The 19,984-nt window shown below is 66.5% G+C and carries 15 protein-coding genes; 14 read left to right on the top strand and 1 reads right to left on the bottom strand.

Annotated features, from left to right (window positions below):
- Nucleotides 1-18 precede the first annotated feature (18 nt).
- The 7 genes from DN387_RS11175 to DN387_RS11145 all read left to right on the top strand — a co-directional run bounded on the left by DN387_RS11175 (nt 19) and on the right by DN387_RS11145 (nt 10,652).
- A complete protein-coding gene (locus DN387_RS11175) occupies nt 19-339 on the top strand; it encodes a DUF2388 domain-containing protein (RefSeq protein WP_043862327.1) in 321 nt (106 codons plus the stop codon).
- Nucleotides 336-2,291, top strand: coding sequence for a DUF4105 domain-containing protein (locus DN387_RS11170; RefSeq protein WP_054916010.1), 1,956 nt, complete (start codon nt 336-338; stop codon nt 2,289-2,291). Before DN387_RS11175 ends, DN387_RS11170 begins: the two co-directional genes overlap by 4 nt.
- Before the next feature lie 184 nt (nt 2,292-2,475).
- A complete protein-coding gene (locus DN387_RS11165) occupies nt 2,476-3,927 on the top strand; it encodes a hypothetical protein (protein WP_054916011.1) in 1,452 nt (483 codons plus the stop codon).
- On the top strand, nt 3,915-5,390 hold the full coding sequence (locus DN387_RS11160) for a hypothetical protein (protein WP_054916012.1): 1,476 nt from the start codon (nt 3,915-3,917) through the stop codon (nt 5,388-5,390). The genes DN387_RS11165 and DN387_RS11160 overlap by 13 nt, the downstream gene beginning before the upstream one ends.
- A 15-nt stretch (nt 5,391-5,405) precedes the next feature.
- Nucleotides 5,406-5,810: a hypothetical protein gene (locus DN387_RS11155; RefSeq protein ID WP_054916013.1), complete on the top strand. Its 405-nt coding sequence runs from the start codon at nt 5,406-5,408 to the stop codon at nt 5,808-5,810.
- 110 nt (nt 5,811-5,920) lie between these two features.
- Nucleotides 5,921-9,613: a tubulin-like doman-containing protein gene (locus tag DN387_RS11150; protein WP_054916014.1), complete on the top strand. Its 3,693-nt coding sequence runs from the start codon at nt 5,921-5,923 to the stop codon at nt 9,611-9,613.
- A gap of 10 nt (nt 9,614-9,623) precedes the next feature.
- On the top strand, nt 9,624-10,652 hold the full coding sequence (locus DN387_RS11145) for a hypothetical protein (RefSeq protein WP_054916015.1): 1,029 nt from the start codon (nt 9,624-9,626) through the stop codon (nt 10,650-10,652).
- A gap of 6 nt (nt 10,653-10,658) precedes the next feature.
- Here the strand turns inward: DN387_RS11145 and DN387_RS11140 are convergent, their stop codons facing one another.
- Nucleotides 10,659-11,060 (bottom strand): GFA family protein, encoded by a 402-nt coding sequence (locus tag DN387_RS11140; RefSeq protein WP_043862321.1) that lies wholly within the window; start codon nt 11,058-11,060, stop codon nt 10,659-10,661.
- Nucleotides 11,061-11,355: 295 nt separating this feature from the next.
- On the opposite strand from DN387_RS11140, the gene DN387_RS11135 reads away from it, so the two are divergent.
- The 7 genes from DN387_RS11135 (at nt 11,356) to DN387_RS11105 (ending at nt 19,984) form a co-directional block, all read left to right on the top strand.
- Nucleotides 11,356-12,663 (top strand): CitMHS family transporter, encoded by a 1,308-nt coding sequence (locus DN387_RS11135; RefSeq protein ID WP_043862320.1) that lies wholly within the window; start codon nt 11,356-11,358, stop codon nt 12,661-12,663.
- 75 nt (nt 12,664-12,738) lie between these two features.
- Complete coding sequence (locus DN387_RS11130) at nt 12,739-13,512, top strand: TerC family protein (protein WP_043862319.1); 774 nt, start codon at nt 12,739-12,741, stop codon at nt 13,510-13,512.
- 245 nt (nt 13,513-13,757) lie between these two features.
- The gene (locus DN387_RS11125; protein WP_043862318.1) at nt 13,758-15,416 is read left to right on the top strand and encodes a Na/Pi cotransporter family protein; all 1,659 of its coding nucleotides are present in this window, start codon (nt 13,758-13,760) and stop codon (nt 15,414-15,416) included.
- Nucleotides 15,417-15,453: 37 nt separating this feature from the next.
- Nucleotides 15,454-16,827: a pitrilysin family protein gene (locus DN387_RS11120; protein WP_054916016.1), complete on the top strand. Its 1,374-nt coding sequence runs from the start codon at nt 15,454-15,456 to the stop codon at nt 16,825-16,827.
- 142 nt (nt 16,828-16,969) lie between these two features.
- Nucleotides 16,970-17,992: a DUF5924 family protein gene (locus tag DN387_RS11115; RefSeq protein ID WP_054916017.1), complete on the top strand. Its 1,023-nt coding sequence runs from the start codon at nt 16,970-16,972 to the stop codon at nt 17,990-17,992.
- Nucleotides 17,993-18,035: 43 nt separating this feature from the next.
- Nucleotides 18,036-19,193: an ABC transporter permease gene (locus DN387_RS11110; protein WP_177332988.1), complete on the top strand. Its 1,158-nt coding sequence runs from the start codon at nt 18,036-18,038 to the stop codon at nt 19,191-19,193.
- Nucleotides 19,190-19,984, top strand: a complete 795-nt coding sequence (locus DN387_RS11105; RefSeq protein WP_043862314.1) for an ABC transporter ATP-binding protein — start codon at nt 19,190-19,192, stop codon at nt 19,982-19,984. Before DN387_RS11110 ends, DN387_RS11105 begins: the two co-directional genes overlap by 4 nt.

The following is a 19,984-nucleotide window of genomic DNA, read 5'->3' as shown; positions in this document are numbered from 1 at the left end:
ATTTTCCGGAGATGCTCCATGCGTAAACCGCTGATTGCCGCCACCCTCGGCCTGATGCTGCTGGCCGACGTGGTCCAGGCACAAACCCTGGTGGCCACCAGCAATATCATCGTGCGTGCCTTTGGCCGCTCGATCGACTTCACCTCCGACACCACCACCTCGATCCGCGACTCCAAGGTCGTGCGCGAGGCCCGTGACGATGCCGCCAGCTTCGTCGCCAGCCGTGGCGATATCCGTGGCGCGCAACTGGAAGCTGCCTTCGATACCCTGCGCCAGCGCGTCCCCGAAGCACGCGACGCCAGCGACCAGGTGCTGGCCGAAGCCATCCTGTCGCTGTGAAACCCCTTGCCTGGCTGTTGGGCTGCGTACTGACGCTGCTCGGCGCCCCTGCGCTGGCCGACCTGCAACTGCACCTGCAGGCAGACGGCCTCGACCCGCAACAGCAGCGGGCCAGCCAGGCATTGCTCGACGAAGCCCTGCAGGCCCTGCCGCCACGCTTGAAGGCTGAGCTGGACCGCCGCGTCGACGTCTCCTGGACCACCCGCATGCCCGAAGACGCCTATGGCCAGGCTTCGCTGGTATCGAGCCTGGAGCTCAACCGGCGCCTGCTGCCGGGCCTCACCGATGGCAGCGCTGCCACCGCGCAGACCGGCCGGCCGCATGGCACGGTGCGCCAGGAGCTGCTGGCCACCGTTCTCCACGAGCTCACCCACCTGTATGACCGCGCCCGCCTGTGGCCAGCGCCCGAGCGCCGGCTGATCAGCCGCTGCGTGCGCCAGAACACCAGCCTGGGCAAGGTGGGGCTGCCCGATGAATGCCGCGGCCAGACCGAACGCCGCTTCACCCTCAGCGACGACCCGCGCCTGCTCGACCTCGCCGGCTGGCCGCAATACGTGGGCCGGCGTGGCGAGCGCGAACAGCACAACCGCCAGATCGCACGCACCCCGGACAGCTACGAGCTGAGCAGCCCCAAGGAATTCATCGCGGTCAACATGGAGTACTTCCTCCTCGACCCGAGCTACGCCTGTCGCCGCCCGGCCCTCTACAAGTACCTGCGCGAGCATTTCGACTGGGCGCCTGCCGCTGCCGAGTGTGCGCCTGGGCTGCCGTTCCTCAACGCCGGCAACGACTTCGACAAGCAGCCGCTGGGCCAGGTCGACCCCGAACGCGTGTACGCCGTGGACTTCCTGCTGGCCGAAGCCAACCAGAACTGGGTCAGCCGCTGGGGCCACAGCATGCTGCGCCTGGTGATCTGCGCGCCGGGGCGCCCGCGCGGTCCGGACTGCCGCCTGGACCTGGACCAGCACCTGGTGCTCTCGTACCGCGCCTTCGTCAACGACGTGCAGCTATCGAGCTGGGACGGCCTGACCGGCGCCTACCCCTCGCGCCTGTTCGTGCTGCCACTGGCACAGGTGATCGACGAGTACACCAAGACCGAACTGCGCAGCCTGGCTTCGATCCCGCTCAAGCTCGACCGGGACGAAATCGAAGACCTGGTGCGCCAGGCCGCCGAGATGCACTGGAACTACGACGGCCACTATTACTTCCTGTCCAACAACTGCGCGGTCGAAACCCTCAAGCTGCTGCGCAGCGGCACCGGCAACCCGCGCCTGGCCGGGCTCGACAGCATCATGCCCAATGGCCTGCTCGAGGTGCTGCAGGGTCGTGGCCTGGCCGACATGAGCGTGCTCGACGACCCGCGCGAAGCCTTGCGCCTGGGCTACCGCTTCGACTCCTACCGCGACCGCTACCAGGCCATGTTCCAGGTGCTCAAGCAGCACCTGCCGGTGCCGCAGGCCAGCGTGGAGGCCTGGCTCGAACAGCCACCCGCCCAGCGCCAGCAATGGTTCGCCCAGGCCGACCTGCGCACCAGCGCGGCCTTGTTGCTGCTGGAACAGGCCGGCCTGCGCCGCCAGCTGCTGCTGGCCCAGGACGAGGTCAAGCAGCGCTACCTCAGCGGTCGCGAGCTCAACGACACCAACGTGGCCCAGGCCAACAGCACCCTGCAGCAGATCCTCGCCAACAGCGGCTTTCTCAGCAAACCGGCCGAACTGCTGAGCGGCAGCGGCTACGGGCTGCCCCAGGCCAGCGAACGCCAGCAGCTGGAGCAGGCCAGCAGCCAGCGCCAGCAGCAACTGCAGCGCCTGACCGGCGACCTGGACAAGGAAGTACGCGCCTTGCTCGGCCCCGAGCGCGCCGCCGAAATCGCCGCCGTCGAAGCCAACCTCAAGCAGCTCGGCGAACACCTGCGCGCATTGCACAAGGCCGCTGGCGGGCTGCAATTGCCCTGAGTCGGTAGTTGACTTTGTAACTGCCTGTGCCACTATTTCGCCGCTTGAAAAATGGCATTTGGCTGCCATTGCGCCCCGCCGAAAGGCGCCGGGACATTTCGCAGAACCTCTTTCTTTCGACGTGACGGCCTGACCTCAAGCAGGCACTGCCGCGCACGGACGACCGTTGGCATGGTGGGATTATATGGACGTAGTCGGAGACGACCGCGAGTACGAGTGGTCGCTGGATGGGCAACGCTGGTTGCAGGATGCCCATGGCAGGTTCTCCCTGACCCACGTCGCCGGCAAGGCGCTGGAAGACGCGCAGCCCGACCTGGACTTTCTCGTCGGTGCGCAGCAGGCGCCCGGTGCGCAGGGCTGGCTGCCGGCCAGCTTCCGCCATTGCCCGCAGACCGGTACAGCCCTCACACCCGTGCGCTTCGACCGCCAGCAACGCTGGTTGCCGCCCTATGGCAACGGCAGCGGACGCCGGGTGGTGGAGGGCAGTTGCCGGCTCGACGGTGCCGAGCACACCCTCGCCGCGCTGTACCGCAAGCTGGACGGCGCTACCCCGCGCAGCCTGAACACCGCGCACAAGTACGACCAGCTGCCACGCAAGAACGGCTTGAATTTTCTCGTCGCCAACCTGGGCGGTCATCGCGAGGCGCTGTTTGCGCTGGCCCGCGACGGCAGCCTGTTCCGCTGGCAGCGCCAGGCCCAGGAGTGGGCGGCGCTGTTGCCGCACAGCACCCCGATCGGCCGTTGCAGCCTGCCCAGCTGGGCGTGGGGCGTGAGCCTGCGCGAGGTGGGCGAACAGCAACGCCTGCTGCTGGCCTGTGACGAGGGTGCCACCGAGGTGCGCGTCGACCCGCTCGATGGCCGCTACCATGTCGACCGCTGCCCGGGCCGTGCCATCGCCGCCCCCGGCGATCTCGACGACCAGGTACTGATCCCGCAGCAGATGCCCGACGGCAGCTTCAGCCTGGTGGCACGCCACAATGAACAGTGGTCCCTGCACCCCATCGCCCACGCCAACCCGGCGCACCTGCAGGGCCTGTCCGCGCCACTGCGCGACCCGGCCTCGCGGCGCCTGCTGTGGATCGGCGCCCACGGCTACCTCAGCGTCAAGCTCGGCGCACAGCTGGACGCCCAGTGGCTGAGCTGGCCCGCCGGTGCCCAGGCCCGCCCCGAATACGGCCCGCCGTTCGTCAACGGCTACGGCATCTGGCAGCAACTGTTCGAGGGCAGCGAGCAGTACTGCCTGCGCCTGGACTCGGACGAACGCAAGGAAGTCAAAGGCTCGCGCCTGAGCACCGGGCACCTGAACTACATGTTCAACGTGCGCCTGGATGCGCCCTGGGGCGAGCACGACGTCGACAACACCCCCACCCGGCGCGAAGTGGTCTACCCCTTCATCGAGTTCATCGACAGCCAGTACCTGCTGTCGGTGCGCGTCGAGTGGCCGTCGAGCCTGCAACAGTTCTTCGGCAACGACCAGGCCATCGACAGCCAGTTCTGCCTGGAACGTGTGGGCCAGCCGCCCTTGAGCATCACCCTCAAAGTGGCCCAACCCTGGAACGCCCAGTGGTTCTTCCACGACAACGCCCTGTGGCTGTACATCGATTCGACTGGAGCGCTCTACCGATGGAACGCATGAACCGCCTGCTGCGCCGTGGCCTGCTGCTGGCCCTGAGCCTGGTGTGCCTGAGCGCCCAGGCGCAACCGCTGCGCCAGGTGTTTCTGGTACAGAACTCCGGCTGGATGGAGCCGTTCTACCTCGACCCGGCTTCGGGCTTCAAACCGCTGATCACGCAACTGGCCGCCACCGCCGCCGGCAACGGCGAAGTGGTGATCGGCGCCTTCAACCAGGCCGACAGCAGCCACCCCTCGCCGCAATGGACCTACCGCGGCCCCGGCACCCACGCCAAGCTCGGCGACAGCGTCAGTGCCCTGGCCCTGGCACGCAAGGCCAGTGGCGCCTATGCCGACACCGACTTCAAGGAAGCCCTGCTGGCCGCGATCAAGACCGGCCTGGAAGGGCGCGAAGGCATCATCTGGATCGTCACCAACAACAAGAACAGCCCCAACAACAGCAGCGAGACCCAGCTCAAGAACCGCGAGTTCTACGACCTGCTGCACAAGGAGGACGTGATCAGCCGCATCGCCGCCTTCCCGCAGAAGATGCCGGTCAAGAGCAGCAACTTCGAAGCCAACGGCCTGATGATCTACGCCCTGGCCTACGGCGCCAATGCCGGTGCCGCGCTGGAACAGGTGCTGGCCCAGCCGGCCCTGGCCCAACTGCTGAACGACGCGCGTGTACGCCTCAAGCCGCTGACCCAGGCCGCCGTGCGCTTCATCCCGACCGGCGTCAAGGACACCCCCGACGTCAGTGCAGAGCTGGCCCCCGACCAGCAGACCGTGGTGCTCAACATCAACGTCGACGGCTCGCCCAAGACCGCGGTGTTGCTGGGCCGCTTCGAGAACCAGTTCAACCCCTACCAGATCCACTCGGCCAAGGTCGCGATGAGCCTGGACATGCCCGGCGAAGCCCTGCAGTCGGCGATCTCGATGGACCGCATCGAGAACCTCGAACCCGGCGCCCGCTCCGACGAGCTGTCGATCAGCCTGCAACTGCCGCCGCTGCCGTCGCAGTGGTCCAGCGAAGTGCTGCTGTCCAGCGGCTACCAGCGTGCCGGGGCCATCGAAGTGCGCCTGAGCGAGCAGCAACTGCAGATTTCCCAGCAGTTCATCGAGCGCATGAACGAGCTGTTCCCCAACGATGCACTGCCCGATGTGTTCCTGCCGTCCAGCGAAGCCAGCGCTTCGGCCACCCGCCTGCCGATCGTGCTGCAGATCAGCTACCCGCTGGGCCCGGTGCTGTTGCTGCTGGCCCTGCTGGTGCTGGCGTTGATCGGCCTGTTGCTGGCCAAGGCCCTGATCGGCGGCAAGAAGCCGGTCACGGTGATGGTCGAAGGCATCGCCCAGCAATACCCGCTCAAGCCGTTCAGCAGCGCCAGCGTCTATGACGCCCGGCAGAACAAGGTCGCGACCGTAAAGCGCGGCCTGTTCGGCGCCACCCTCGAAAAACTCGCCGCCGACGTCGCCGTGCGCCTCAAATAACCCAGGACCCCGATCATGACCCAGACCAGCTCCCTGCCAGCCCCCGTAGAAAACGACGCCGCACCGGCCACCACCACCTCCACCCTGAGCGTTCCGGCGCCGCTGATGGACCTGGGCCCGAAAAAGGTCGACAGCCGTGACGCCCTGATCGGCGTGGCCGTGCTGGTAGTACTGGCGCTGATCTTCTTCGTGATCAAGAACGCCTACGCCAACTGGCGCGTGCGCGAGCGCGTGGCCCCCAGCCGCGCCAACGCCTCGGGCTGGTTCCTGTTCCTGGGCCTGCTGCTGGTCTCGGCCATGGCCGTGCTGGCGGTGATCAACTCCGGTCAGTTCCTCACCCCGCTGTACCTTGCGCCACTGGCTGGCGTGGCCGGCATTTCGCTGGTGGCCTGGCTGATGACCTTCTCGGCCAAGCGCTGAGCCCGGCCTGCACTGCCCGCGTCAGGCCTGGCCTGACGCTTCAATTTGATCCACGGATTTAGCCCGCCGACCCGATTCGGCCAGCCCAGCCAGGGCTCATGGAGTTTCAGATGAACGAGAATGCACAACCTTCCGGCCCGGCAGCGCTGAACATGGTCAGCGAGAAGATCCACCCGACGCTGTTCATCGCCCTGGGCGGTACCGGCATGAAGGTCAACATTCGCCTGCGCCGGCGCATTCTCAATGCCATCTGGGGCGGCAACAACCAGGTGCAGCAGATTGCCGACTTCCCCCTGGTGCAGTTCATCAACTTCGACCTGGATGCTGGCGAAGTCACCCAGGACGGCAAGTCGATCAAGACCGACGTGCTGGCCGAACAAGTGGCCTTCACCTCCGAAGAGAAGATCATCGAGCCGCTCAACCTGAGCAAGTACACCCACTCGATGGACGAGCTCAACCGCCACCGTGAAGTGGCCGAATGGTTCCCGCTGACCCCGGACAAGATCCGCGCCCTGGGCATCGACCCCTCCAAGGGCGCCGGGCAGATCCGTGCGCTGTCGCGCCTGTACTTCTACGACAAGTACCCGGTGATCCGCGACAAGCTGCGCGACAAGGTCGGGCGCCTGCTGGCCAACATCGGCGGCAACGCCGACAAGCTCAAGAAGCTCGGCCTGGAAATCGACCCCGGCAAGATCCGTATCGTCATCAGCGGCTCGGCGGCCGGCGGCACCGGGTCCGGTTCGTTCCTGGACATGGGCTACCTGGCCAAGGCGATCCTCAAGGAACACAACATCGCCGGCAAGGTCGACCTGTTCTTCGTGTTGCCCGGCGGCTTCCATGCCTACAACACCGAGCGCGTGCAGGCCAACGGCTATGCGGCGCTGATGGAGCTGGAAACCAGCATGCGCGGCAACCGTCTGGTCAAGCACTGGGACGCCACCGACAACCTGTTCATCGACAACCGCCCGTACGATGACGTCTACATCATCGACAACAGCAACGTCGCCCAGGCCAAGACCAGCGACCAGGAAGACGTCTACGAGATGCTCTCGGACGTGCTGTTCACCGACTTCACCTCGCAGGACTTCGCCAACAAGAAGCGTTCGATCGCGGTCAACCAGAACCAGCACAAGATCCGCTCCTACACTGTGCGCCTGCCCCAGGACTACGGCGACGACACCGAGCTGCGCTTCCCGTGCTCGTACTCCTCGCTCGGCCAGGCCGTGCTCGACACCCAGATCGATGCGCGTCAGAACGTGCGCCTGAGCCGTCAGGTACAGCAGATGCTCAAGGCGTTCTTCGGCATCGCCAACGCCTCGGCCAACGACAACCGTCCTACCGACCGCGAGCGTGACGACTTCCTGCGCGAGCAGCTGAACGTCACCCCGCGTACCTTCACCGAACTGCCGGACTTCCTGTCCAAGGTCGAGCTGACCCTGGCCACCGGCGAGTTCACCCACTACCAGATCGCCGACGACCTGCTGCTGGTGGAAGGCGACAACAGCATCACCGCCCAGATCGAGCAGAAGGTCGAAGCGTTGTTCGAACGCCTGCACAGCGGCGGCGCCGACAAGGACCAGTGGCTGACCCATGTGCGCGAGATCCAGCAGCAGCTGGAACGCGACACCAAGGGCAGCAACATCGACAGTGCCGAGCGCAACCACGAAGTGCGCATCAAGGAAAACCGCCAGCGCCGCCTGGCCGAACTGGTGCGCGAAGACGCCCTGCCGGAAAAACTCTTCCGTCGCCTGGACGACGATGAGCGCGGTGGCCTGGACTACACCCTGGCCCTGGTCGAGATGCTCAAGGACCGCCTGGAAAACGAAGGCAGCGGCATCATCCCGGCGCTGGAAAAGAATGCCGCACGCTTCAAGGAACTGGCCGAGAAGCTGGAGTCCTCGGAGCTGGCCCGCGAATTCGAGCGCCTCAAGGAAACCACCGGCGGCGGCCTGATGGCCCGCCTCAGCGGCAAGGACAAGCAGGCCGAGACCGTGCTCACCCAGGTCAAGGACACCCTGCGCGACAGCCTGTTGTTCTACGTGCGCCATGTGGCCGCGCGCGAGGCGGCCCAGTTGCTGCGCGAGCTGTCCGACTGGCTGGGCCGCAAGGAGTCGGTGGACCAGAGCGGTCGCGCGGTGTGGAACGGCTTCGTCGGTCGCCTGCAGGACGGGCGCAACGCAGTCGACCAACTGCTGCGCCGGATCGAGACCGACATCAGCAAGATCGACGCCAGCATCAAGGAAAAACACGCCACGCTGATCCCCCTGGCGCTGGTGCAGAACAGCGAAGAGCAACCGGTGGACGGCGCCCAGGTGCGCGAGTGGGCCAAGGACGCATTCAAGGACTTCGGCGGCTCCAAGACCCTGTTCGGCAAGCTGCAGGACGAGGAGGGCCAGGAAGAGCTGCTGTCCAAGCTGCGCGCCAAGGCCGTACAGCAACTGCCGCGCCAGACCCAGGGCACCGACCCGCTGCTCAGTGCGCTGGCCGCGCTGACCCCGGACGAGCAGCGCGAGAAGTTCCGCCAGTTGCTGCAACGTGCCATGCCGTGGACCCCGCTCAACCTCACCGGCGGCTTCGGCATCGGCAAGGACCGCTACACCTGCCTGGTCGGCGTGCAGGACGCCAATGAGTTCAAGCGCACCTATGGCGCCATGCTCGGCCAGTGCCTGCCACAGGGCACCGGCATGACCGCCGGGCAGATCCAGTTCGTCGAATCGGGCACCCCGGGCAAGCTGATCTGCTTTACCGAGCTCAGCGGCTTCCCTCTGCCGGCGCTGACCCCGCTGCCGACCTACCTGGCCAGCTACCGCAAGGAAAGCACCACCATCCCGCTGCACAGCCACAAGCGCATCAGCCAGTTCGTGCAGCCGATCCAGTTCACCCAGGAGCAGTACCGCCAGTTCGCCGAGGACTTCAAGCTGTACCTGCACGCGGTCGTGATGGGGGTACTGCGCCGCAACCCGTCGGAACGCTACGAACTGATGATCGACCAGGACTACTTCAGCGTCGGTGACGAGTTCGCGATCCGCCAGAACGGCCTGAACCAGCTGCAGCGCAAGGACATCGAAGACCAGCTGCGCCAACGCTACGAGCAACTGCGCAGCCCGCAGCAACTGGCAGCCATGGTCGCGCTGTTCGAAGACCTGCGCCGCGGCGCCTACAAGCCGCAGATGCGCCAGGACGAAATCGGCGTGTCGTCGCTGTACCAGACCTTCCCGTACAAGATCGCCGAGCTGCTGAAAAACGAGTACGACAACCGCCTCAAGCGCCAGGCCCCGGACAACGCCGAGCGCCTTGTCGAGCAGGCGCGCGCGTTGCTACAGCAGTTCACCGAGCCGGTCAGCGGCTCGCGCGCCGATGTGTACCGCGACGAAGTGCACGACGAGCACAGCGAGAAGCGCACCCTGCTCAAGGACTTCTTCACCAGCGGCTGGCTCGACAGCCTGTTCCAGCCGGCCGCCAGCACAGCGCCAGTTGCCGCCCCCATGCCGGGCATGGCGCCACCGCCGCCACCAGGCGCAGCCGGCATGGTGCCACCGCCGGTGGCCGCACCGCAGTACAGCTACCACCTGAGCGTGGCCGGCACCAACTATGGCCCGTACACCACCAGCCAGCTGCAGCAGTACGTGCAGACCGGCCAGGTGACCCGCGACAGCCTGTTGTGGCGCGAAGGCATGGCCGCCTGGCTGGGCGCCGGGCAGATCGCCGAGCTGGCCCACCTGTTCGCCCCGACGCCCGCCGCAGCGCCGCCTGTCGGTACCCCACCGCCCGTTGCGCCGATGGCGCCACCGCCTGTGAACTGAGGAAGGCCCCATGTCCGCATCCGCGAAAAATCCGGCCTTCCCGCTCAACTGCGCCAGCAGCGCGTGCAACCAGCCCCTGAGCGGCCCGGTGGCGTTCTGTCCGTACTGCGGCGCCAGCAGCCAGGTTGTGGCCGCTGCACCCGCCGCGCCGGCGCCGGTGGCCGTGGTGAGCGCGGCCCCGACCGCCATGCCCGCAGCGGCGCCCGCGCCGGAGATCGAACCGGTGCACACGCTGGCCCCGGCAGGCATCGTGAGCACACCGGTGGTGACGCCGCCGCCCGTACCGCCGATAGTGCAAGGGGCGCCGGTGGCCAAGTCGCGCAACCTCGGGCGCAAGCTTGCCCTGGCCGCCGGTGTGGTAGTGGCGGTACTCGGCTACGGTGCCTACCAGGCCAGCCAGCGCCAGTCGCTGCAGCAGTTCGAAGCCGAACTGGCCGCCGGCCAGGCTTGCCTGCGCAGCAGCCAGTTCGACTGTGCGCTGGAAAAAGCCGAAAGCGCGCTGCGCATCGAGAGCAAGGACCCGCGCGCCATCAGCCTGCTGCAACGCGCCCAGGCCGGGCTCGAGGGCCAGCAGCGCGACCAGCAGGCCAAGGCCCAGGCGGCAGCCGCCGCGGCCAGTGCGGCAGCCGCTCGTCAGGCTGCGGCCGAACGGGCGCAACGCGACCAGCAGGCCCGTGAGCTGGCCACCAAGGAGCAGCAGCTACGCGACGAGCAAACCCAGCTCGCCAAGCGCCAGCAACAGTTGGAACAACAGGCCCGCGTCGTGCAGCCGGCGCAGCAGCGTCCGCTCACCACCCCGCGCCCGCCCGTACAACGACCTGCCAGCGCAGCCAATGCCGGGCTGGTGGGCCAGCAACTGAGCCAGGCACGCAGCGCCCTGGCCCGTCGTGACGGTGCCACCGCCCGTTCGCTGGCCAACAGCGTGCTCAGCCAGGACCCTGGCAACCGCCAGGCGCAGATCATCCTGCGCCAGGCCGAGCAGCTGCGCGCTCAGTCGTTCAACACGCCAAAGGGCCTGGGCGGGGTGATCATCGAGTAGCCCGCGCTATAGCGTCTCGCCGGGCTCGCCCGGCAACTGCTCGTCCAGGTGCACCCAGGGCAGCCGGCTGTCGGTCCAGATATGCCGGCGCGGCTGCACCTGCTCCGGTGCGTCCAGGGTGGTGATGGTGATATCGATGCTTTCGGGGCTCAGGTCGGTGGTCAGCGCCATGTGCGCGCCACAGCGGCTGCAGAAGTAGCGCACGCAGCTGGCCGACGAGTCGTAGCGCTGCGGCGTGCCCAGCAGCCACTGGAAGTCCTCGCAGCGCACCGTCGCCCAGGTCACCAGCAACCCGCCGGTCACGCGCCGGCACACCGAACAATGGCAGTGCGCGACATCCTCCAGCGCACCCGCCACCCGATACCGCACGGCGCCGCAATGGCAGCCGCCTTCATGCACTTCGCCCATCCTCGTCGCTCCTGCAGACCCGCACTGGTTGATGAAACCTTCTGTCGCCTTTGTGCCGCCGAAAGCTGGCTGAAAGCTTGGGCACTTAGCATCGCCTCACCTCCGGCAAAAGACCGGTCAGCCAGGGCTCTGACTTTACTGCAGTGCCCGGCCCAATCAACAACAACAATGGTGATACTGATGTCCTTCCACGCCCGCGTTCTGCCTGCCCTCCCGCCGTCACTCCCAGCACCGCGCACCTTGCGCTGATCCGTTCGTCCCTTTCTCGACGCGCCTCGCCTGGAGTAACTGCCCCATGCTGACCTTCCTCGGCTTCGCCATGGTCATCACCTTCATGTACCTGATCATGACCAAGCGCCTGTCGGCCTTGATCGCGCTGATTCTGGTACCGATCATTTTCGCCCTGTTCGGCGGCTTCTCGGGCGAGATCGGCCCGATGATGCTGCAGGGCATCAGCAAGCTGGCACCCACCGGCGTGATGCTGATGTTCGCCATTCTGTACTTCGCCCTGATGATCGACTCCGGGCTGTTCGACCCGGCCGTGCGCAAGATCCTCAAGCTGGTCAAGGGTGATCCGCTGAAAGTCTCGGTGGGCACCGCCGCGCTGGCCCTGGTGGTATCGCTGGACGGTGACGGCGCCACCACCTACATGATCTGCGTGGCCGCCATGCTGCCGCTGTACAGCCGCCTGGGCATGAGCCCGCGGATCATGGCCGGCCTGATCATCCTGGCCGGCGGGGTGATGAACATGACCCCCTGGGGCGGCCCCACCGCCCGCGCCGCCAGCGCGCTGCACGTCGACCCGTCGGACATCTTCGTGCCGATGATCCCGGCCATGGCCTTCGGCGTGTTCGCCATCCTGGCCATCGCCTATATGTACGGCAAGCGCGAACGTGCCCGCCTGGGCGAACTGCACCTGCCGGGCGATGAAATCGACCACAGTGAAATCAGCGTATCGCAATATCCCGACGCACGCCGGCCCAAGCTGCTGTGGTTCAACGGCGCATTGACCCTGGCCCTGATGGTCGCGCTGATCGCCGGCCTGCTGCCGCTGCCGGTGCTGTTCATGATCGCCTTCAGCATCGCCATGGTGGTCAACTACCCGTGCCTGCAACAGCAGAAGGACCGCGTCGCGGCCCACGCCGGCAGCGTGCTGGCGGTGGTGGGGCTGATCTTCGCGGCGGGCATCTTCACCGGCATCCTGTCCGGCACCGGCATGGTCGAGGCCATGTCCAAGAGCCTGCTGGCGGTGATCCCCGAAGCGATGGGCCCGTACCTGGCGGTAATCACCGCGATCGTGAGCATGCCGTTCACCTTCTTCATGTCCAACGACGCCTTCTACTACGGCGTGCTGCCGGTGCTGGCCGAAGCTGCCAGCCACTACGGCATCAGCCCGGTGGAGATGGCCCGTGCCTCGATCGTCGGGCAACCGGTCCACCTGCTCAGCCCGCTGGTACCCTCGACCTACTTGCTGGTAGCCCTGGCCGGTATAGAATTCGGCGATCACCAGCGCTTCACCCTCAAATGGGCGGTGCTGGTGTGCCTGTGCATCATGTTCGCGGCGCTGCTGATGGGAATTTTCCCGCTGTTCAGCAGCCTATAATTCATCCGTTTCATCCCAACGCTTGCGCGTCGACCCCTGCGGCGCGCAACGCCCCACACGCTCGAAGGAACACACATGGAATGGCTGACCAACCCGGAAATCTGGGTTGCCTTTTTTACCCTGACGGCTCTCGAGATCGTCCTGGGCATCGACAACATCATCATGATCTCGATCCTGGTCAGCCGCATGCCCAAGCACATGCAGCAGCGCACCCGGATCTTCGGCCTGGCGCTGGCGATGGTCACGCGCATCCTGCTGCTGCTGTCGATCGCCTGGGTCATGCGCCTGACCGCCGACCTGTTCCATGTGTTCGGCCAGGGCATTTCCGGGCGTGACCTGATCCTGTTCTTCGGCGGCCTGTTCCTGTTGTGGAAGAGCTCCCAGGAGATCTACCACGGCCTCGAAGGCGAGGACGAAACCCACGACGAGCCGTCTTCCGGCAAGGCCGGTGGCAAGTTCCTGTACACCATCATCCAGATCGCGATCATCGACATCGTGTTCTCGCTGGACTCGGTGATCACCGCAGTGGGCATGGTGTCCCACGTGCCGGTGATGGTGGCGGCGATCATCGTCGCGGTGCTGGTGATGATGCTGTGCGCCAGGACCATCAGCGAGTTCATCGACAAGCACCCGTCGCTGAAGATGCTCGCGCTGTCGTTCCTGATCGTGGTCGGCACCGTGCTGATTGCAGAAGCCTTCGACGTGCACGTACCCAAGGGCTACGTCTACTTCGCCATGGCCTTCTCGCTGGCGGTGGAGGCGATCAACATCAAGATGCGCACCGCGGCGGCGAAAAAGAAACAGCAGAGCGACCCGGTGAAACTTCGCAAGGACATTCCGGGTCAGTAACACTGGCTGCGCTGAACAACAGGCCCCGAATGGGGCCTTTTGTCTTTTGGGACGGCAACGCGCCAGCGAAGATGCCCGAACCGGCGCGCGAGGTTTCAAAGCCTGTGCATGCATGCCATGCTGGCGCCACGGCCCTTGGCCGACTACAGCTTAAGTGAGCACTGGAAAAAACCGCCGGTCACCAGGCCAGGCTCACCGCGTCATCCACTTGCCCCACTGGGGCGCCTTAACAGGGGGCCGTAAGTATGCTGACCCTGCTCAACCTGCTCTCGGCCGTGGCCCTGCTGATCTGGGGCACACATATCGTACGTACCGGCATCCTGCGGGTGTACGGTTCCAACCTGCGCCGATTGCTGAGCCAGAACATGGCCAAGCGGCCCCTGGCGTTCATCGCCGGCATCCTGGTCACGGCCATGGTGCAGAGCAGCAACGCCACCGCGATGCTGGTGACCTCGTTCGTCGGCCAGGGCCTGATGACCCTCACCCCGGCCCTGGCCATCATGCTCGGCGCCGACGTGGGGACCGCGCTGATGGCGCGGGTGCTGACCCTGGACCTGTCGTGGCTGTCGCCGCTGCTGATCTTCCTCGGGGTGATCTTCTTCCTCTCGCGCAAGCAGACCCGCGCCGGGCAACTGGGGCGCGTAGGCATCGGCCTGGGCCTGATCATCCTGGCCCTGCAACTGATCGTGGAGGCCGCTGCACCGATTACCCAGGCCCAGGGCGTCAAGGTGCTGTTTGCCTCGCTGACCGGCGACATCCTGCTCGACGCCCTGGTGGGCGCGCTGTTCGCCCTGATCTCGTATTCCAGCCTGGCCGCGGTGCTGCTCACCGCCACCCTGGCCGGCGCCGAAATGATCAGCCTGCCGGTGGCCATCGGCCTGGTGATCGGCGCCAACATCGGCAGCGGCCTGCTGGCGTTCCTGAGCACCAGCATGCAGAACGCCGCCGGGCGCCAGGTGGCGCTGGGCAGCCTGCTGTACAAGCTGATCGGCCTGCTGGTGGTCATCCCGGTGCTCGACCCGCTGGTGCACTGGATGGACAGCCTGACCTTCAGCCCGCAAGAGCTGGTGATCGGCTTCCACCTCATCTACAACACCCTGCGCTGCCTGGCCCTGCTGCCCACCGCGACGCCAATGGGGCGCCTGTGCCGCTGGCTGCTGCCCGAGCGCGAGGAAACCAACGGCCACGCCAAGCCCCGCCACCTGGACCCTGCCGCGCTGGACACCCCGAGCCTGGCACTGGCCAACGCGGTGCGCGAGACCCTGCGCCTGGGCGACCTGGTCGACAGCATGCTCGATGCCATGCTCAACGTGCTGCGCGGCAGCCAGACCGCCCTGACCCAGCAGGTGCGCACCCTCAGCGACGACGTCGAGGGCCTGTACAACGCCATCAAGCTGTACCTGGCGCAGATGCCCCGCGAAGACCTCGGCGAGCACGACAGCCAGCGCTGGGCCGAGATCATCGAGCTGGCGATCAACCTCAAGCTGGCCAGCGACCTGATCGAGCGCATGCTGCGCAAGGTGCAGCAGCAGAAGACGTCGCAGCGCCGCGAGTTCTCCCAGGTGGGCCTGGAGGAGCTGACCGTGCTGCAGACCCAGCTGCTGTCCAACCTGCGCCTGGGCCTGTCGGTGTTCCTCAGTGGCGACCCGCACAGCGCACGCCAGCTGCTGCGCGAGAAGCGTCGCTTCCGCGCCCAGGAGCGGCGCCTGGCCCATGCCCACGTCAGCCGCCTGCAGCGCAAGGTGGTGCAGAGCATCGAGACCAGCTCGCTGCACCTGGAACTGATAGCCGACATGAAACGTCTCAACTCGCTGTTCTGCAGCAGTGCCTATGCGGTACTGGGCGGCAGCGATACCGGCGCCCTGATGATCGACAGTGTACCGGACGATGCCCATTCGCCTTGACCCGACGCTGCCCCGAACCCGTGCAAGGAAGCCTGTGATGCGTTGCCTGATGTTCATCTGCCTGTTGCTGGGCGCCCCTTCAAGCTTTGCCCTCGACCGCACCCAGGTCGAGGGCTACCTGTTGCCCAACGGCCTGCAGGTGCTGCTCAAGCCCGGCTACGAGCGCGACCATGTGTCGATCCGACTGGTGGTGGGCATCGGCTTCGACGACTTCCCGTGCGCGCGCCAGGAACTGCCGCACCTGCTCGAACACCTGTTGTTCAGCGGTATCGACGACACGGGCGAAGGCGGGCTGGAAGAACGCATGCAGGCCCTGGGCGGTGAATGGAACGCCTACACCAGCAGCGCCGACACCACCTTCGTCATCGAGGCCCCGGCGCGCAACCAGCGCAAGGTGCTCGACTTGCTGCTGGCCGTGCTCCAGGACACACGTATCGATGCCGACGCCTTGCAGGTGTCGAAGAGCATCGTCGAGCGTGAAGACGGCGGGCACTACACCCACCTGCAGCGCTGGCTGGACCGCCAGGACCTCGGCCATCGCGCCAGCGACCAGCTGGCGGTGGAGCTGGGGCTCAAGTGTGCCGAGCGCTCCTCGGTGCAGGACATGACCCTGGAAGAAGTGAATGAACTGCGCCAGCACTGGTACGCCCCCAACAACATGAGCCTGATCGTGGTCGGCGGCCTGGACCGCGTGCTGCCCGCCTACCTGGAGCGCACCTGGGGCCAGCTGGAGCCGGTGGAACCGGGCGAACGCCGGGTACTCGATGGCGTGACCCACAAGGCCCAGGCGCGCCGCGAGCTGATCCGCGGCTGGCTGGGCGACAGTGCGCGGTTGCACTGGATGTTCCTGGAGCCGGTGCTGGATGAAAACCACGACGCCGCCTACGACCTGCTGCAGCGCTACCTGGACTGGGCGCTGTATCGCGAATTGCGCCTGCAGCACAGCCTGTCGTACGGGCCGTCGGCGCAGCGCGAGCGTTTTGGCGACACCGGCCTGTTGAGCCTGAATGCCGACCTGGACAGCGATCAGGTCGAGGCGGCCGAGCAGATCCTGGAGCAGATGATCGAGCGCCTGCGCAAGGACGGCCTGGACCGCGCCACGTTCGAGCGCATCAAGGCCGCGGCAATCGCCCGCGAAGCGTGGACCAGCCAGGGCAACAGCGCGCTGGCCGACTACTACTGGGGAGCGTTGAACGACTATGCCGACGGTCGGGTCGGCGAGGCGAAGACCCGGTTGCGCGAGGTCAGCCTGGAGGATGCGGATGCGGCGCTGCAGGCGTTGTTCGCCGAGCCTGGGTATGTGCGGGTAGAGAAGCCGTTGCTGGGGTATGACCAGCTGTATGGGTTGGGGGCACTGGGGCTAGGGCTGGTGTTCGCGGCCTTGCTGCTGTGGCGTCGACGCCGCGGCTGACGCAATCGCGGGTCAAGCCCGCTCCCACAATGATCACGTGCACCCTGTGGGAGCGGGCTTGACCCGCGATAGGGCCATTACTGACACCCGAAAGCAGCGTATCCTGTAACAGATTTTTACCTCACCCAGCGAACGCCCCACCATGCCCGCACTTCTCCTGCGCCTGATCGACCTGATAAAGCGCTACCCGGGGGTCATCGCCCTCGGCGGTTTCATTTCCGGTATCGGCAGTTTCATCCTGGTCGACCGTCAGGAAGGCCTGGCCAGCTGGGTCGCCATCCTGCTGCTGGTGAGCTGGCTGTGGCTGATGTTCGAGAACACCTTCACCCAGCTGTTCACCCGCCTGTTCAAGCGCGAGATCCCGCAGCCGCTGCTGCGCTACGCCACGCAGATGATCCACCAGGAAAGCCTGTTCTTCGTGCTGCCGTTCTTCTTCGTCACCACCACCTGGAACAGCGGCCAGCTGGTGTTCACCGGCCTGCTGGCCGGCGCCGGGCTGGTGTCGATCGTCGACCCGCTGTACTACCGCTGGCTGGCGCCGCGCCGCTGGCTGTTCCTGGCCCTGCACACCCTGACCCTGTTCGCCGCGCTGCTCACGGCGCTGCCGATCATCCTGCACCTGACCACGTCGCAGAGCTTCAAGCTGGCGCTGGGCATCGCCATGCTGCTGTCGTTCCCGAGCCTGGCCAGCAGCTTCCCGATCAATCACTGGCGCCGTGCCGCCATGCTGGTGCTGGTCACCCTGGCCGTTGGCGGCAGCGGCTGGCTGCTGCGCTCGTGGGTGCCGCCGGCGACCCTGTGGATGACCGAAGTGGCCATCAGCACCCAGCTGCAGAACCGCACCCCCGGCGACAGCCTGGAGCAGGTCAGCGCCAGCCAGATCCGCAGCGCCGGGCTCTATGCCTATACCGCGATCAAGGCCCCGCGCGGCCTCAACGAACGCATCTACCACGTATGGAAACAGGACGGCAAAGAGGTCGATCGCATTGCCCTGAACATCAATGGCGGGCGCAAGGAGGGCTACCGCGCCTGGACCCACAAGCAGGTGTTCCCCAGCAACCCGGTCGGGCACTGGCAGGTGCGCGTGCTCACCGAGGACGGCCAGGTGATCGGCGTGCTGCGCTTCGAGGTGGTTGATGACGGTCAAGCATCCGTCGCCAAGTGACGCTATGCTCTGACCCGGCGCACTGGAGCGCCTGCCGGACTGTCTGGAGCCTATGACCACCACCGTCACCCCCGCCAGCGCCACCCTCGATACCACGCGCAGCCCGGCCTGCCTGCGCATCGCCGGCGACTGGACCCTGGCCAACTACACGCCGCTCAAGCGCAGCACCGAGGCCCTGCACGGCCAGTACGATGCCAGCGCCCAGGTCGACCTCGCCCAGCTGGGCAAGCTGGACACCGCCGGCGCCTCGCTGCTGGTCGAACTGCTGGGTGCCGAGCGCCTGGGGCAACTGGCCGATGACCACGCCAACCCGCTGTCGGCCGCCGACCGCGCCTTGCTGCACACCGTGTACTGCTCGCTTCAGGACTACTGCCTGCCAGAGCGCCAGCCGGAAACGTCCGTGCTGACCCAGCTGCTGTGCCGCATCGGCCGGGCAGTCGACGTGCTGTGGCAAGACACCCGGCAACTGCTCGGCTTCATCGGCCTGATCATCGCCACCCTGGCGCGGCGCCTGCTGCAACCCAGGCGCTGGCGCATGACTGCCGTGGTCGCGCACATCGAACAGACCGGCCTGGACGCGGCGCCCATCGTCGCGCTGCTGACCTTTCTGGTGGGTGCGGTGGTGGCCTTTCTGGGCGCCACGGTGCTGGCCAGTTTCGGCGCGAGCATCTTCACCGTCGACCTGGTGGCGTTCTCGTTCCTGCGTGAATTCGGCGTGCTGCTTACCGCCATCCTGATGGCAGGACGCACCGCCAGCGCCTTCACCGCGCAGATCGGCTCGATGAAGGCCAACGAGGAAATCGATGCGATCCGCACCCTGGGCCTGGACCCGGTCGAGCTGCTGGTGGTGCCGCGGGTGCTGTCGCTGCTGATCGCGCTGCCATTGCTGACCTTCGTCGCGATGCTGTGCGGCATCATCGGCGGCGCCGTGGTGTGCGCGGTGTCGCTGGACATCTCGCCGGCGATGTTCCTGTCGCTGCTGGAAAGCGACATCGGCGTTCAGCACTTCCTGGTGGGCCTGGCCAAGGCGCCGTTCTTCGCCTTCCTGATCGCGGCCATCGGTTGCCTGGAAGGTTTCAAGGTGACCGGCAGCGCCGAATCGGTCGGCGCCCACACCACCTCGGCGGTGGTCCAGTCGATCTTCGTGGTGATCGTGCTGGATGCCGTGTTCGCGCTGTTCTTCATGGAGATGAGCTGGTGAGTGAGGCAAGCCGCGAGAAGGTCATCGAGGTGCGGGGCCTGTGCAACCGCTTCGGCACCCAGAGCGTGCACGAACAGCTCGACCTGGACCTGTACCGCGGCGAGATCCTCGCCGTGGTCGGCGGCTCGGGCAGTGGCAAGTCGGTGCTGCTGCGCAGCATCGTCGGCCTGCGCCGGCCCAACGAGGGCACGGTGAGGATCTTCGGCCAGGACCTCAGCCAGGCCAGCGACCAGCAGCGCTCGCAGGTGGAGCGTCGCTTCGGTGTGCTGTACCAGAAGGGCGCGCTGTTCTCGTCGTTGACCGTCACCGAGAACGTCGCACTGCCGCTGATCGAACATGCCGGCCTGAGCCGCGCCGACGCCGAGCACCTGGCCGGGGTCAAGCTGGCCCTGGCCGGGCTGCCGCTGTCGGCGGCCGACAAATACCCCGCGTCGCTGTCGGGCGGCATGATCAAGCGCGCCGCCCTGGCCCGCGCCCTGGCGCTGGACCCGGACATCCTGTTTCTCGACGAGCCCACCGCCGGGCTCGACCCGATCGGCGCGGCCGCCTTCGACCAGTTGATCCTGACCCTGCGCGATGCGCTGGGCCTGAGCGTGTTCCTGATCACCCACGACCTGGACACCCTCTACACCATCACCGACCGCGTGGCCGTGCTGGCGCAGAAGAAGGTGCTGGTGGCCGGCCCCATCGACCAGGTCTCGGAAACCGACGACGCGTGGATTCACGACTATTTTCATGGCCCGCGCGGCCGTGCGGCCTACCAGGCCGCCACAGCGCTCAAGGAGAACTGA

Source organism: Pseudomonas sp. FBF18 (assembly GCF_024261405.1).
In the GTDB taxonomy this organism is placed as follows: domain Bacteria; phylum Pseudomonadota; class Gammaproteobacteria; order Pseudomonadales; family Pseudomonadaceae; genus Aquipseudomonas; species Aquipseudomonas palmensis.
Note: the sequence above shows the minus strand (reverse complement) of the source record. Positions and strands in the feature narration are given on the sequence as shown.